General features: G+C 67.2%; 13 protein-coding genes. 7 read left to right on the top strand and 6 right to left on the bottom strand.

Annotated elements, in window-relative coordinates; all coding sequences use genetic code 11:
* The first annotated feature begins 3 nt into the window (after positions 1-3).
* On the top strand, positions 4-1,293 hold the full coding sequence (locus P3W85_RS04760) for an MFS transporter (protein ID WP_276263916.1): 1,290 nt from the start codon (positions 4-6) through the stop codon (positions 1,291-1,293).
* A gap of 70 nt (positions 1,294-1,363) precedes the next feature.
* Here P3W85_RS04760 and P3W85_RS04755 read toward each other — a convergent pair whose 3' ends face one another.
* From P3W85_RS04755 to P3W85_RS04740, 4 genes are read right to left on the bottom strand one after another with little or no spacing between them, the layout of a single operon-like run.
* A complete protein-coding gene (locus tag P3W85_RS04755) occupies positions 1,364-1,675 on the bottom strand; it encodes a non-heme iron oxygenase ferredoxin subunit (RefSeq protein WP_035814967.1) in 312 nt (103 codons plus the stop codon).
* Between the two features lie 39 nt (positions 1,676-1,714).
* Positions 1,715-2,188, bottom strand: a complete 474-nt coding sequence (locus P3W85_RS04750; protein WP_017229274.1) for a nuclear transport factor 2 family protein — start codon at positions 2,186-2,188, stop codon at positions 1,715-1,717.
* A gap of 3 nt (positions 2,189-2,191) precedes the next feature.
* Entirely contained in the window at positions 2,192-3,448 is a 1,257-nt protein-coding gene (locus P3W85_RS04745) for an aromatic ring-hydroxylating dioxygenase subunit alpha (protein ID WP_276263912.1), read from the bottom strand.
* A 41-nt stretch (positions 3,449-3,489) separates the two neighbouring features.
* Positions 3,490-4,476, bottom strand: coding sequence for a 2Fe-2S iron-sulfur cluster-binding protein (locus P3W85_RS04740; RefSeq protein WP_276263911.1), 987 nt, complete (start codon positions 4,474-4,476; stop codon positions 3,490-3,492).
* A 117-nt stretch (positions 4,477-4,593) separates the two neighbouring features.
* Here P3W85_RS04740 and P3W85_RS04735 point away from each other — a divergent pair, with 117 nt between their 5' ends.
* Together P3W85_RS04735 and P3W85_RS04730 are read left to right on the top strand one after the other, a co-directional pair.
* Positions 4,594-5,496, top strand: coding sequence for a LysR family transcriptional regulator (locus P3W85_RS04735; RefSeq protein ID WP_276263910.1), 903 nt, complete (start codon positions 4,594-4,596; stop codon positions 5,494-5,496).
* 204 nt (positions 5,497-5,700) lie between these two features.
* Positions 5,701-6,912 carry a collagen-like triple helix repeat-containing protein gene (locus tag P3W85_RS04730; protein WP_346430237.1) on the top strand — a complete coding sequence of 404 codons (1,212 nt, stop codon included), beginning with the start codon at positions 5,701-5,703 and terminating at the stop codon, positions 6,910-6,912.
* Between the two features lie 17 nt (positions 6,913-6,929).
* Here the strand turns inward: P3W85_RS04730 and P3W85_RS04725 are convergent, their stop codons facing one another.
* On the bottom strand, positions 6,930-7,823 hold the full coding sequence (locus P3W85_RS04725; RefSeq protein ID WP_276263909.1) for a LysR family transcriptional regulator: 894 nt from the start codon (positions 7,821-7,823) through the stop codon (positions 6,930-6,932).
* A gap of 417 nt (positions 7,824-8,240) precedes the next feature.
* Between P3W85_RS04725 and P3W85_RS04720 the strand changes: the two genes are divergently transcribed.
* From P3W85_RS04720 to P3W85_RS04705, 4 genes are read left to right on the top strand one after another with little or no spacing between them, the layout of a single operon-like run.
* Positions 8,241-10,388: an FUSC family protein gene (locus P3W85_RS04720; protein ID WP_276263908.1), complete on the top strand. Its 2,148-nt coding sequence runs from the start codon at positions 8,241-8,243 to the stop codon at positions 10,386-10,388.
* Entirely contained in the window at positions 10,382-10,594 is a 213-nt protein-coding gene (locus P3W85_RS04715) for a DUF1656 domain-containing protein (protein ID WP_430869496.1), read from the top strand. The genes P3W85_RS04720 and P3W85_RS04715 overlap by 7 nt, the downstream gene beginning before the upstream one ends.
* Complete coding sequence (locus P3W85_RS04710) at positions 10,591-11,508, top strand: efflux RND transporter periplasmic adaptor subunit (protein WP_276263907.1); 918 nt, start codon at positions 10,591-10,593, stop codon at positions 11,506-11,508. The genes P3W85_RS04715 and P3W85_RS04710 overlap by 4 nt, the downstream gene beginning before the upstream one ends.
* A 29-nt stretch (positions 11,509-11,537) precedes the next feature.
* Positions 11,538-12,986: an efflux transporter outer membrane subunit gene (locus tag P3W85_RS04705; protein ID WP_276263913.1), complete on the top strand. Its 1,449-nt coding sequence runs from the start codon at positions 11,538-11,540 to the stop codon at positions 12,984-12,986.
* Positions 12,987-13,012: 26 nt separating this feature from the next.
* Here P3W85_RS04705 and P3W85_RS04700 read toward each other — a convergent pair whose 3' ends face one another.
* On the bottom strand, positions 13,013-13,930 hold the full coding sequence (locus tag P3W85_RS04700) for a LysR family transcriptional regulator (RefSeq protein WP_276263906.1): 918 nt from the start codon (positions 13,928-13,930) through the stop codon (positions 13,013-13,015).
* Between the last annotated feature and the right edge of the window lie 400 nt (positions 13,931-14,330).

The raw sequence follows: 14,330 nt of genomic DNA, 5'->3' as shown, positions 1-14,330 counted from the left end.
ACGCTGCTCGACGCCGCCAGCGAGGAGCACCGCATCATCGGCATGCTGACCCGCAAGCTGATTCCGTTCCTGGCCCTGATCTACGTGGTGGCCTACATCGACCGCTCGGTGGTCGGCTTCGCCAAGCTTCACATGAATGCGGCGGTGGGCATCAGCGATGCATCCTACGGCCTCGGCGCGGGGCTGTTCTTTATTGGCTACTTCCTCTGCGAAGTGCCCAGCAACCTGGCGCTGGAGCGTTTCGGCGCGCGCCGCTGGTTCGCGCGCATCCTGTTCACCTGGGGCGTCATCACCATGGCGATGGCCCTGATCAACAGCGCCACCAGCTTCTACGTGCTGCGCTTCCTGCTTGGCGCCGCGGAGGCCGGCCTCTATCCCGGCATCCTGTACTTCCTGACCAAGTGGTTCCCGATGCGGCATCGCGCCCGCATCATCGGCCTGCTGGTGTTGGCACAGCCGGTCGCGCTGATCGTCACCGGGCCGATCGCGGGCTGGCTGTTGTCGACCACGGGGGTGTTCGGCCTGTCCAACTGGCAGACCCTGTTCGTGCTGAGCGGGCTGCCGGCGGTGCTGCTGTGCCTGCCCACGCTGCGCCTGCTGCCCGAGTCACCTGCACAGGCACACTGGCTGGCGCCGGCGGACCGGGCCTGGATCGAGCGCGAGCTGGCGGCGGACCGGTCGGCCTACGCGCTCAAGTCGCATGGCAACCCGCTTAGCGCGCTGAAGGACAAGCGCGTGCTGCTGCTGTCGCTGCTGTTCCTGCCGTTCCCGCTCAGCATCTACGGCCTGTCGCTGTGGCTGCCCACCATCATCAAGCAGTTCGGCGTGACGGATGCCACCACCGGCCTGCTGTCGGCGGTGCCTTACCTGTTCGCGGTGGCCGGCCTGTACCTGGTGCCGCGCCATTCCGACCGCAAGGGCGAGCGCTACTGGCACATCATCGTGGTCTCCGCCATGGCGGCGGTCACGATGGCGGCCAGCGCCTGGTGCCAGACGCCCGCGCTGCAGTTCTTCTTTATCTGCCTGACGGCATTCTCGATCTATTCGATCCAGGCGGTGGTGTGGGCGTTGCCGGGCGAGTTCCTGACCGGCGCCAGCGCAGCGGTCGGCATTGCGACGATCAATTCCCTGGCCAACCTCGGCGGTTACCTCGGCCCTTACGGTATCGGGCTGATCAAGGACGCCACGGGCAAGCTTGCCTCCGGCCTGTACTTTCTTGCCGCCATGCTGGTGTTCGCGGTGATCATGACCTTCGTGGTGCGCGCCGCGCTGGAGACGCCGGCAAGGACCTGATCCGGGTGTTGGCCTGCTACGCCGGAGCTTATGCCGGAGCGCTTTGCGTGGCGCTCCGGCACCGTGGTGCCTACAGTGCCACGAAGACCTCTCCGTTTTCCACCTTCACGCTGTACGCCTGGATGTCGCTGGTCAGCGGCTCGCACATCGCCCGCCCGGTGCGCACGTCGAACTTGCCCTGGTGCAGCGGGCATTCGATTTCATGCCCGTCCAGGAAGCCGTCGCACAAGCGCGCGTTGCCATGGCTGCAAGCGTTGTCCGTGGCATAGATCTCGTCGCCCACGCTATACAGCGCAATCTCCTTGCCGAGCGCGCTGACCGCCACGACATCGTCCCTGGGGATTGCCACCAGGGGAATTACCTGTGTCCATTGCTTTGACATGGTTCGCCTCAAGTTCAGGAATCAGATCGGGTAGATGAATCAGATCGGGTAGATGATGGAATTCGCGATCATCTCGCTGTCGAAGACGCATAGCTTCGACTCGAATTTCAGCCCGTCCTCCGTGCGCCGGATCACGTCGATATAGCGGCCCACGTTGTACACGGTGGACAGCCCGTCCGGCTTGGTGCGAAAGACGGCGTAGCTGGCCTCGGCCTCGATCCGCTCGGGGCCGGCCTTCAGGATGCGCGGGATGCCCACCACGTGCCGCTGGTAGTACGGGTCATGGAAGATGGTCTCGGTGGCGCCGTAGATGCGGTCCTTGAGCATGCCGCGGCTCTCGAAGGAGAGCGTGGCGAGCGGGAAGCCGTGCTCATGGTTCTCGCGCGGCTGGAGCTTGTAGACGCATTCCTCGGTGAAGAAATCGGGCCACTTTTCCCATTCGTTGTTGTCGAGCGCGGCCGCATAGTCCGCGTACAGCGCGAGCAATTGCGTGTAGGTTTCAAAGTCGAGCATGTCTCAGACCTCCATCACGCGGCGCCAGTAGTCGTACATGCCGCGGATCAGCGTCTCGGTCACCATATGGTCCGTGTTGCCGATCTCGCGCCCGCCCAGTTCCGCCACCGTCCGGTGGAATGGCTTTTGCTCGAAGCCTTGCTGGGAAAACTCGATCACCTCGCCGTCGTCCGCCGAGACGAAGCCGGCCGGACCGAACAGGTTGGCCTGGCGCAGGCGGCGCCGGGTCATGTCGGCATCATCGTCCTCGAAGCCGAAGTGCGTCCACACGAAGTTGAAGGTGCCGTGGCCGGCCGGCTGGATATGGCGCGTGGAGACCGAGTTGACCTGCTGCTGGATGATCACGCTCGGGAACAGCGTCATCATCACCGCCGTGGGCGCCCCCCACCAGGCTTCCGGCACCACGTCGAGGAAGCGGTCGTCGTGCAGGCTCATCTGTTCCTTGAAGCTCGACACGCCGCTGGTGACTTCGCCCTTGCCGCCCTGGCCGCGCGTCGAGATCATTGCCGCATGGCGGAAGTGCTCGTCCATCTTGAGTTCGGACTTGTTGTCGGCGCGCCAGAGCCCGAAGGTGACGAACCACGTGTGCAGCAGGCCGGGGTGGTACGGGTCCTTGATGTTCTCCTGCATCAGCTTCCAGTTGCCCGGGATCTGCTGGCGGCTGTAGCCGAGGATGGTCAGCTTGCGGCCGTCGAAGACCCGGTCGAAGTAGGCCAGGATGGTCGGTCCGAGATAGTCCTCCAACTCGGGCAGCTCGTGGTCGAACGAGGCAAAGACCACGCCGTTGCGGCGCGCCACCTTCAGCTTGGTCAGCCCGTGCTCCTTCGGGTCGAAATCGGCGGGCATGCCGCCGTTGACCTTGCCGTCCAGCTTCACGCCGCGCCGGAACGGCACGCCGACCAGGTTGCCCTTGAGGTCGTAGTTCCACTGGTGATAGGGGCAGGTGAAGTCCTTGCGGTTGCCGGACCGCTCGCGGCAGAACTGCACGCCGCGGTGCGCGCAGACATTTTCCACCACATGGATATCGCCGTCCGCCGCGCGGCTGGCAATCACGGAGCGCTCTCCCACCACGGTGCGCTTGAAGTCGCCCGGGTTGGGGATTTCCGCCTCCAGGCCGATGTAGCACCAGTGTCCCGAGTAGAAGAAGCGCTCCAGCTCCTGGCGGTAGATGTCCTCGTCGGTATAGGCCCAGAAGGGAATCCGGCTGGATCCCTCGTCCTTCCATTCCCGTTTCCGGAATGCGATGGCTTGCTCGCGCATGTTTTGTCTCCGCGATGTTTGTGGTGGGTGGCTTACCTGCATTACACGCCGCTGGCATGGAATGCGTCGGCATGGATGTGTTCGGGATCGATGCCTTTCTGCCTGAGCAGGATGGAAGCGGCATCGACCATGACCGGGGCGCCCGCCACATAGGCGCGCCAGCCGCGCAGTTGCTCCCAGTCGTCGGCCACCGCCTTGGTCACCACGCCGCCCCGGAAGCCGTTGCCGTCGCTGGCCGATGCCACCACGACGTGCACCTGCATCGCCGCATGGCGCGACTGCAGCTCGCGCAGCCATGCCAGGCCATAGACGTCGGCATGCGTGCGCACGCCGAAATACACATGCACCGGATTGCGCATGCCGGCGTCCACCATGCCGCGCAGGATCGACAGGATCGGGGCCAGGCCGGTGCCGCCGGCGATGCAGACCACCGGGCCGTCGAACTTGCGCCGCAGATACGCGGTGCCCAGCGGGCCGCTGACGCGGATGGCAGCGCCGAGCTTGAGCTCCGACGCGACATACGAGGTGACGCGGCCATCCGGCACCAGCCGGACGTGGAATTCCAGTTCGTCCGCGCCTTGCGCCACCGCCATCGAGTAAGGGCGGACATGGCGCGGCGTGAACTGCAGCGTGGCGTACTGTCCGGGCGAGAATTCGAGCGGCTTGGGGATGCCCACGCGAATCCGCTTGATGTCGTGCGTCAGGTCCTCCAGGCCGATCACCGTGCCCTTGAGGGTCTTCGCCGGATGTACCACCACTTCGTCGAGCTCCGGGATTTCGATCGCACAGCTTTCGACCAGGGTGGTCTGGCATGCCAGCACCGACTGCCCCGCGGTCATGGGCGCACGGGAATCCTCGGGGCCGGCAACCAGCGCCTGGCCGGCAACCACCTTGCATCTGCAGGTGCCGCATCGTCCGGCCATGCAGCTATAGGAAATGGGCACCTGGTTGGCCCGCAGCACGTCCAGCAGGTTATCGCCGGCATGCGCGTGGAGCGTTCGCTCCAGCGGGTGGACGGATACTTCCATGGCGCATGGTCTCCAGATCTTGTTTGACTGTGGCTGGTATGTTGGAGCCGCTGGTAGAATAAATAAATAGAAAGAGAGTGATACGTGATATCACTGCCAGTGATAAAAGGAGGCAAGATGGAGTTGCGGGAAATCGACCTGAACCTGCTGGTGGTGTTCAATGAACTGCTGCGCCAGCGCCGGGTTTCCGCGGTGGCCCAGACGCTCGGCATATCGCAGCCGGCCATCAGCAACGCACTCAACCGCTTGCGCAAGCTGCTTGGCGACGAGCTGTTCCTGCGCACCGCCAAGGGGATGGTGCCCACGCCGTTCGCGGAGAATCTCGCCGAGCCGATCGGCTTCGCGCTCGGCGCCATCCACAACACGCTCAATGCGCAGTCCGCCTTCGAACCGGCCACCAGCACGCGCAGCTTTACCATCGCCATGACGGATATCGGGGAGATCTATTTCCTGCCGGACCTGATGAAGCGGCTGTCAAAGGTGGCGCCCGGCGTGACCATCAGCACGGTGCGCAACCATACGGTGAACCTGCGCGAGGAAATGGAAAGCGGGCGCGTGGACCTGGCCATCGGCTTCATGCCCGACCTCAAGGCGGGCTTCTTCCAGCGCCGGCTGTTCCGGCAGCGTTATGTCTGCATCTTCCGCAAGGGGCATCCGCTGGCGCGCGAGGGCATGACCGTCAAATCCTTCAGCAGCGCCGAGCATGTGGCGATCGTGGCGGCGGGCACGGGGCACAGCATGGTGGATGAAGTGATCCAGCGCGCGGGCGTGCCGCGCCAGGTCCGCCTGCGCGTGCCCCACTTCGTGGCCGTGGGCCATATCCTGCAGACCACGGACCTGATGGCGGTGGTGCCGGAGGCCTACGCGGAGCGCACCCTGAAGCCCTTTGGGCTGGAAACAGCGCCATGTCCGGTGAGGATCCCCGACATCGTGATCAATGTGCTCTGGCACGCCAGGAACAACCGCGAGCCAGCCAGCCAGTGGCTGCGGCAACTGGTGTTCGAGGAGTTCTCCAGGTAAGCCTGCGCCATGCTCCCGTGCCCGGCGGGGCCTGGACCGGCCCGGACGTTACGTAACGCGTAACGGACAGGGAGGGGCGCCGACGCCTGTCAGGAGCACCCGTCGAGAAGCGCCCGCTCTCCCGAGAAGTCAGGCCTGGTGCGGGTTTCCGCGCTGCGTGAGCGGCCGCCCCGCGTGCGCGCGAAGACCCTGTAAAAAACGGGCATGACAATTGCGGTTGCGCTGTGTCCCGAGAATGACCGCAATCACATGAGAGGTATGACAGTGCGCAATCAGCAGCTTTTCCTTGGTTTCACATTAGGCGCCCTGGTGGTGCTTGGCGGCTGCGCCAACGGATCCGACGGTGCCATGGGGGCGACAGGCGCCACGGGCAATGCCGGCGTCGCGGGCACCAGCGGAAACGCAGGCGCGGCAGGTAACTCCGGTGCCAAGGGAGACACGGGTGCCGCCGGCGCAAATGGTACGGCAGGTGCCACGGGAGCCACAGGCACTACTGGAGCAAACGGGGGCACGGGAGCGACGGGTGCCACTGGCGCAACAGGTGCTGCCGGCGCGACGGGTGCCACTGGCGCAACAGGTGCCGCGGGCGCGACAGGTGCCACTGGCGCAACGGGTGCCGCGGGCGCGACAGGCGCCACCGGAGCGACAGGCCCCGCCGGCCCCACCGGGCCGTCGGCAATCAATCAGCTCGGCACTGTCATCGGCGGCGTGGGCACGGCAGTGGGCGGTCTGGGGACCGGTCCGCTAGCGGCCGTCACCGCGCCGGTGGGCTCCGTGGTCAGCCAGGCTGGCGGTCTGGTTGGCGGCCTGGGGCCGCAAGTCCTCACGGATCCGGTGAAGCAGGTCACCGGTACCGTCAGCCAGGCGATCGTTCCGCTCACCTCGACGCTGACCGGTGCAACGCAGACCCTTGGCACGGCGACCGGCTTGGGACCGCTGGCCAACAACCTGCTCGGCACAGTGGGCGGTACCGTGGGCACGGTGGGGAACGCGCTTACCCGGACCAACGCGCCGGCGGTGTCCGGCGTGGGGGGCATCGTCACGACCGCCGGCACGGCGGTCGCCGCGCTGGGCGGCGTGGTCAACACGCCCGGCGGGAATGCCGGCGGCGGCCCGCTGGCACCGGTTACCGGCCTCCTCGGCGGCCTGCCGGGAGGGCTGACGGGAGGGCTGGCGCCCGGGAGCGGGTCTGGTTTGCTCGCGCCGGTCACCAACCTCCTCAGCGGTGGCCCCGGCACGGTGGCGAACGGCGCGGGCAGCGGTCACGGCGCGCCGGGCGGCGCCCTGGCACCGGTCGCCGGCCTGGTGGCAGGCGTGACCGGTGCCGTCAGCCAGGGCAGCGCGGGCGGCGCCAACGGACTGGTCGGCGGCTTGCTTGGCAACCTGACAGGCGGGCTGACGGGCACCAAGCCCTGAAGCGGCTGCGCCTTCGTTCAGGCCCCCAGCACTTCCCCGCACACTGACAACCAGGCGCGCGCCGCATGCGACAGGTAGCGGCCCGGCGACCAGATATGGGCCAGCGCCCAGTCCATGGCTGGCTCGGCCAGGCGTGCCACGGCCAGCTTGTCGTGGATGTGGAGCTTGGCCAGTAGCGGTTGCGGCAGGAAGGTGGTGCCCAGGCCGGCGGCCGCCATCGAGGCAAGGAAGTCCCAGTGCCCGCTTTGCGCCACCACGCGTGGTTCGATACGGGCGTCCAGGAAGGCTTGGCGTAGCTTGCGCGTCAGCGAAAAGTCTTCCGTCAGCATCAGCAGGGGTTCGTCCCGCAGCGCCGCCAGGGTGACGGTCTTGCCCTTGGCCCAGCTCGCCTTGCGCGGTCCGGCCACCCAGATCGGGTACTTGGCGAATTCACGGGTGGCAAGGGACAGGCCGCTATCCCCGGGCAGCACAGTGGCACCGACCTCCAGCTCGCCGCTGGCCACCTGCTGTTCCACCAGATGGCCGCCGTGCTCGGCCAGGCTCAGCTCCAGGTTGGGATAGCGCTGGCGGAAGGCGCTGACGGCGGGCGAGAAGAACAGGTTGGCCATCGGCGGAATGCCCACCGTAAGCTGGCCGCGGCCGAGCGAGGACAGGTCGGCCACTTCCAGCGTGAGCCGGTGCACCACGCCCAGCGCCTCCTGCCCCCGCTCGTACACCACGCGGCCCACGTCGGTCAGGTGCACCTGCTTGCCTTCGCGGATCAGCAATGGCTGGCCGACCTCGTCTTCCAGCTGGCGTACCATTTTGCTGATGGTGGACTGGGTGACGTATAGGGAGGTTGCGGCCTGGGTGAAGCTCTTCAGGCGCACGGTTTCCACAAAATAGCGCAGGGCGCGGATATCGATGGGCACAGGGCACTTCCTTTGCCATGAAAAAAGCGAATAGGGTTTGTAATTTTAAATCATGTTCGGAATGGCCGCCAGTTGGCTACACTTTGCTTTCACGCTGTTCCCGACGCGATGCGGGGCAATGGCCGGCGGTGCCGGCCCGCCCCCCGCTCTGGCCGGGTGCCTTGTATGTGGCCCGGAAGCGTACCTGGAAGCCAAGGAAGACAAAATGAACGCCCGTGCGCAAACGCGCCCAAACGCCATCGCCGCCCCCCGTGCGATGCGCCTGTGTCCCGCTGCATCCGCCGCCAGGCGGAATCCCTAGCCCGCGGTTCCCGCCGAGCGGCCTGGCCGTTCCTATTCATCGCCCCTGTTCACCCGCGTGCCGCGCTGGCGTGAACGCATAGAGCGCCCCCATCAAAACAACAACAGGTTTGCGTCATGGCTAGCTGGCCGAGCGCACGGCAGTGGCTCTTTTCGCTGAAGGCGTTTGCCGCCTCGATGCTGGCGCTCTATATCGCGCTTGCGCTGGGTTTGCCCCGTCCTTACTGGGCCATGGCAACCGTTTACCTCGTGTCGCACCCGCTGACGGGCGCGACCCGCTCCAAGGCGGCCTATCGCGTGGTGGGCACGCTGCTCGGCGCGACCGCCGCCGTGGTCACCGTGCCCTTGCTGGTCAATGCGCCGGTATTGCTGATGGGGGCGATTGCGCTGTGGACCGGCGCCTTGCTCTATCTCTCGCTGCTGCAGCGCACGCCGCGCAGCTATGTGTTCCTGCTGGCGGCCTACACGCTGCCGATCGTGGCGCTGCCGGCCGTCACCGCGCCGGCGCAAGTCTTCGATATTGCCGTCGCGCGCATCGAGGAGATCGTGATCGGCATCGTGTGCGCCGGCATGGTGGGCGCCATCGTGTTTCCCGCCAAGGTGGCGCCGGCGCTGCGTGCCAGGTCCGCCACCTGGCTGGCGGATGCGGCGCTCTGGGCCACCGACATGCTGTCGGCCGACCCTGACGCCAATGCCACGCGCCACGGCAGCCGCCATCGGCTGGCCGCCGATATCCTCGCGCTGGACCAGTTGATCGTCCAGCTCTCCTATGACACGGAGAGCGCGGACACCCTGCGCCACGCGCGTGCCCTGCGCGAGCGGATGACGATGCTGCTGCCGGTGCTGTCGTCGCTGGCGGGCCTGTTGCAGGCGCTGCGGCAGCATGCGGCGGGCATCCCGGAACACCTGGCGCGCCATATGGCGGAGATGTCCTCGTGGATCCGCGCGGGCTTCGACGGCCCGGCGCCGGCCCTGGAGCCGGCGGCCGGGCCCTGGGCGGAATACGGGCGGGCGCCGGGCTGGCACGCCGGGCTGGTGGCCACGGCCAACGACCGGCTGCGCACGCTGGCGGAACTGTGCGAAGACTGCCATGCCCTGCAGCGCGGCATCGGCGCCGGTTCCCCGGTCGCCGATGCGCTACCGGTGCGCCCCGGCGACCGCGGCGCGCGGGTGGAGAAGGCCGAGCGGGCGCACCACCACGATCACGGCATGCTGCTGTTCTATGCCTGCTCGACCAGTCTCGCCGTGTTTTGCGCTGGACTGCTGTGGATCGCCTCGGGATGGGAGGACGGGGCCGGCGCCGTCGCGGTGGCGTCGATCACCTGCTGTTTCTTTGCCACCATCGAGGAGCCCCGCCCCGTGGCGCACACCTTTATGCGCTGGAGCACCTTTTGCTTCGCCGTCTCGTCCTTCTACCTGTTCCTGGTGGTGCCGAACGCGCATAACTTCGAAACCCTGGTGGGCATGCTGGCGCTGCCCTACATGGGCATCGGCATGCTGATATCCCGGCCGGGCTTCAACCTGATCGCCATGCTGCTGTCGGTCAACACGGCGTCCTTCGCCAATGTCCAGAGCATCTACGACACCAATTTCCTCGCCACTTTCAATGCCAGCCTCGCTAGCATCGGCGGCATGCTGTTCGCGCCCTTGTGGGCCATGACGACCCGCCCGTTCGGCGCCCGCGTGGCCGCGCACCGCCTGATCCGCGCCAGCTGGAAGGACCTGGCGCAAGCCGCCACGCGGCGCGAGTCTCCCGGGCAGGCGAAGCTCGGCGGCCGCATGCTGGACCGGCTCAGCCAGCTGGTGCCGCGGCTGGCGGCCAGCGACGACAAGATGTCCAGCGATGGCTTTGCCGAGTTGCAGGTCGGCTTTGGCGCGCTCGCGCTGCAGCGCAATCTGACGCTCCTGAGCCCGGCCGCGCGCCGGGCGGTGACCCGGGTGCTGAACGCGATCGCCGGGCATTTCCGCGCGCGGCTGAAGGCAGGGCATGCGATGGCGCCGCCCGCCGCGCTGGCCGACCGCATCGACAAGGCGATCCTGGCCGTGTCCGCGCACGCGGATGGCAAGGGCGGCGTGGGCGACGCGCTTGCCGTGGGCGAAAGCGCGCGCGGCGCAATGGCCGCGCTGATCGCCCTGCGGGTCGCCCTGTATCCGGCGGAGCCGGCGTCAGCAGCGATGACGCGGCTTGCCGAGCCCGCGCCGCCGGCGTCCGTACCGTCCCCGCTGCCTTTGCCACTCCCGGCGCCTGCCCACACCAAATGCTGACAGCTGAAATCGACGTCTACGGCGTCTTCGTGCCCAGCCTGCTGGCCCTGATGTTCCTTACCTTTGTCATCACCGCCGGCATGCGCGCGGTGCTGGCCCGCGTGGGCTTCTACCGGCTGGTCTGGCACCGGTCGCTTTTCAATCTCGCCCTTTATCTGCTCGTGCTGGGCGGCGTGGTCGCCCTGGCCCGCTGGCTGCAATCATGAAATTCAAATTCCGCTCCCTGGGTCCCGTAGTGCTGACGTTGCTTGCCACGGTGGCCGCCCTGTTCGTCGCCAAGCATCTGTGGGACTACTACACCGTTGCGCCATGGACGCGCGATGGCCATGTGCGCGCCGACGTGGTGCAGGTCGCGCCCGATGTCTCCGGGCTGGTGACCCGGATCCTGGTCAAGGACAACCAGCGCGTGCAGCGTGGACAGGTACTGTTCGTGATCGACCAGGACCGCTTCCGGCTGGCGCTGCAGCAGGCCCAGGCCAGCGCCGCAGCGCAGCGCGCGGCGCTGGCGCAGGCGCGCCGCGAGGCCGCCCGCAACCGCACCTTGTCCGAGGTGGTCGCCACCGAGGTCGTGGAGGAAGGGCGGGCCAGGGTGGAGCAGGGCGAGGCGGCCCTGGCGCAGGCCGAGGCGGCGGTCGGCCTGGCAAGGCTCAACCTCGCGCGCACCAGCGTGGTCAGCCCGGTGGACGGCTATCTGAACGATCGCCTGCCGCGCCTGGGGGACTACGTCAGCACGGGCCGGCCGGTCCTGTCGATGGTCGATGCGAACTCCTTCCACGTCGAGGGATATTTCGAAGAGACCAAGCTGCATGGCATCCGGATCGGCAGCCCGGTTGCCGTGCGCATCATGGGCGAGCACACCACGCTGCACGGCCATGTGCAGAGCATCGCCGCCGGTATCGAGGACCGGGACCGCAGCAACGGCTCCAACCTGCTGCCCAACGTGAACCCCACCTTCAACTGGGTGCGGCTGGCGCAGCGCGTGCCGGTGCGGATCGCGCTCGACGACGTGCCCGCGACCGTGCAACTGGTATCGGGCCGCACGGCGACGGTGTCCGTGAGCGAGCCGCGCAAGGTTGCCGGCCTGCGCCAGGCGGGCGCCTTGCCGGAGGCGATGCAGTGAACAAGCTCCACTTTGCGCAGCCGGCATGGATGGCAGCGGTCCTGCCCTTGCTGTTCGCCTGCACCACCGTCGGCCCCGACTACCACGTGCCGGAGCAGGTCGTGGCACGCGCGCCCGAGGCCAACGGGCCGTTGCTCGGCACGAAGGATGCCGCCATCTCGGTGGCGCCGGTACCGGACGACTGGTGGCGGCTGTACGACGATGCCAGGCTCGACAAGCTGGTCCGGCAGGCGCTCGCCGCCAATACCGATCTGCGGGTGGCCGCCGCCAACCTGCGGCGCGCCATCGCGATCTACCACGAGGTGGAATCGGAGAACCTGCCGCAGGCGGCGGTCTCCGCCAAGGCCGAGCGCGCGCAGGTCGCGGGCGAGAGCTTCCTGCTCAAGGAGAAGGTGCCGGTCTTCAACCTGGGCGACTTCGGCTTCTCCGTTTCCTACCTGGTGGACTTTTTCGGCAAGCTGGCGCGCGCCGACGAGGCCGCCCTGGCCAGCGCCCAGGCCAGCCAGGCCGCGCTCGATATGGCGCGTGTCAGCGTGGCAGCGGAAACCGTGCGCGCCTATGTGCAGGGCTGTGCCGCCACGCACGAACTGGAAGTCGCGGAGCGCCAGCTCGCCCTGCAGGCGCGCGGTGTGGAGATTGCCGGCAAGATGGTGGCCGCCGGCCGCGGGCAGCCTGTGGACATGCTGCGGGCACGGGCGCAGGCCGAGACCTTGCGCGCCGCCTTGCCGCGCTTCAAGGCGGAGAAGGAGGGCGCGTCGTACCGGTTGGCGGTCATGCTCGGCAAGCCGCCCGCCGCGCTGCCCGAGGCCGAAACCGAGTGCAGCGAGGAGCCCCGGCTGCGCCAGCCGCTGCCGGTGGGGGACGGCGCCGCGCTGCTGAAGCGGCGGCCCGACGTACGGCAGGCGGAGCGCGAGCTGGCCTCGGCCACGGCGAAGATCGGCGTCGCCACCGCCGATCTCTATCCCTCGATCCGCATCGGGGCATCGGCCGGCCTGAGCGGCATCCTGAGCGATCTCGGCACGGGCCCCACGGCGCGCTGGGGCATGGGCCCGCTACTGACCTGGAACCTGCCGACCAATGGCGTGCGGCCACGCATACACGCCATGGAAGCCGGCGCCGACGCGGCGCTGGCCCGCTTCGACGGCGTGGTGCTGAAGGCCTTGCAGGAAACCCAGGGCGCGCTCAGCGCCTATACGCGGGAGCTGGAGCGCAACCAGTCCTTGCGCGTGGCGCGCGACGATGCAGATGAAGTGGCCCGGCAGCACCGGCTGCTATACCAGGCCGGCCGCACGCCATACCTGTCCAGCCTCGACGCCGACCGCACCCTGGCCGGGGCCGAGGCGGCACTGGCGGCATCGGACAGCCAGGTTGCCATGGACCAGATCAATCTCTTCCTGGCCCTTGGCGGAGGCTGGCAGAACAGCCCGAAGGTGGAGGAGCACGAGACGGTGGAACGCAAGGCGGGCGGGAACCACTGAGCGGCCTGGGGCGAGCCGCGTCGATATCAGAGTGCCACCCCCGGCTTCCTGCCGGCGACGTGCCGGACCGATTCGATAAAGCGCTGGATGCGGGGCGAGCGGCGCGCCGCCAGGTACGAAAACTCGATATCCACGCCCTCCGCCAGGTCGGCCAACGCAACGAACGCCACGGTCGGCGGACTGTGCAGCCGCGCACTGGCCGGCACCAGTGCACACCCCATGCCGGCCGCGACCAGTCCCAGGATGGTCGGGGTGTCGGTTCCGATCTGGACGACATGCGGCGCAAATCCGGCTCTCGCGCACGCGGCCATCAGGAGGCTGTGCTGCGCGCCGGACCTTTCCCGGTCGAACCAGACAAAGTGTTCGCCGGCGACGTCGGCAAGCCGGCGTGGGCGCGTTGCCTGCGTCGAGGCCTGCGCCGGCACCGCCAGCACGAAAGTCTCCCGGTACAGGGTGATGCCGCTCAGGGTGGCATCGTCCGGCGTACGCCATGCCATGATGCCGCCATCGAGCTCCTCGCTCCGGATGGCCTGCGCCTGCGGCAATGACAACAGCGGCTCGATGGACAGCAGGATTTCCGGGTTCCGCTCCCGAAAGTGCTGGAGGATCTCCAGCGTGACCGGCGAGGCCAGGTAGCTCGGCATGATGCCGAGCTTGAACGTGCCGGTCTGCCCCTGCGCGATGCGATGGGCGCGATCGCGCGCCCTCTGCAGCTCCTGCAGCGATTGCTTTGCATCCTGCAGGAAACTCAGGCCTGCATCGGTCAGTTGCACGCCTTTGGCATGACGCTCGAACAGCCGGATCCCGATGCTGCCTTCGAGATCCTGGATCTGTCGCGACAAGGCCGGTTGCGTGATGTTAAGCGCCCGGGAAGCCGCGATGATGCTGCCTTCTTCCGCCGCGGCTATGAAATATCGCAAGTGCCGGGTTTCAATATGGCTCATTCGCTCCTGATCCTACAAGTCGTAAAACGTAGTTAAGCATCGGTACTTCCCGTCCAGCATGCCGGTACCGGCCAGAGGCCGTTCCCCCGAGGGCGGCGCGCAATGCATGGATGGCGACGGAGGCACCGGCAGGCACTAGCCGCCAGCCGTCGATCGCCGGCCATCCTGATCGGCTACAGCCCGTTTCTGCAGAAGCAGCGATAGACGGCAGGGACGCCCCGGGGCGTGAACTGGCGTCGGAGCGCTGTCATGCCATTCAGGGCTGAATAGGAATTTTCTCATAAAAATCCCGGCGTCTTCTGGCTGGATCCATGCTGGGGATGTCAATGAATTCTATTTGTGTTTCTTTGTTTTTTCAGGTTTTTATTGGTTTCTACATATATAAATTTACATTCAGTAT

Source organism: Cupriavidus basilensis, from assembly GCF_029335485.1.
GTDB lineage: Bacteria > Pseudomonadota > Gammaproteobacteria > Burkholderiales > Burkholderiaceae > Cupriavidus > Cupriavidus basilensis_E.
Note: the sequence above shows the minus strand (reverse complement) of the source record. Positions and strands in the feature narration are given on the sequence as shown.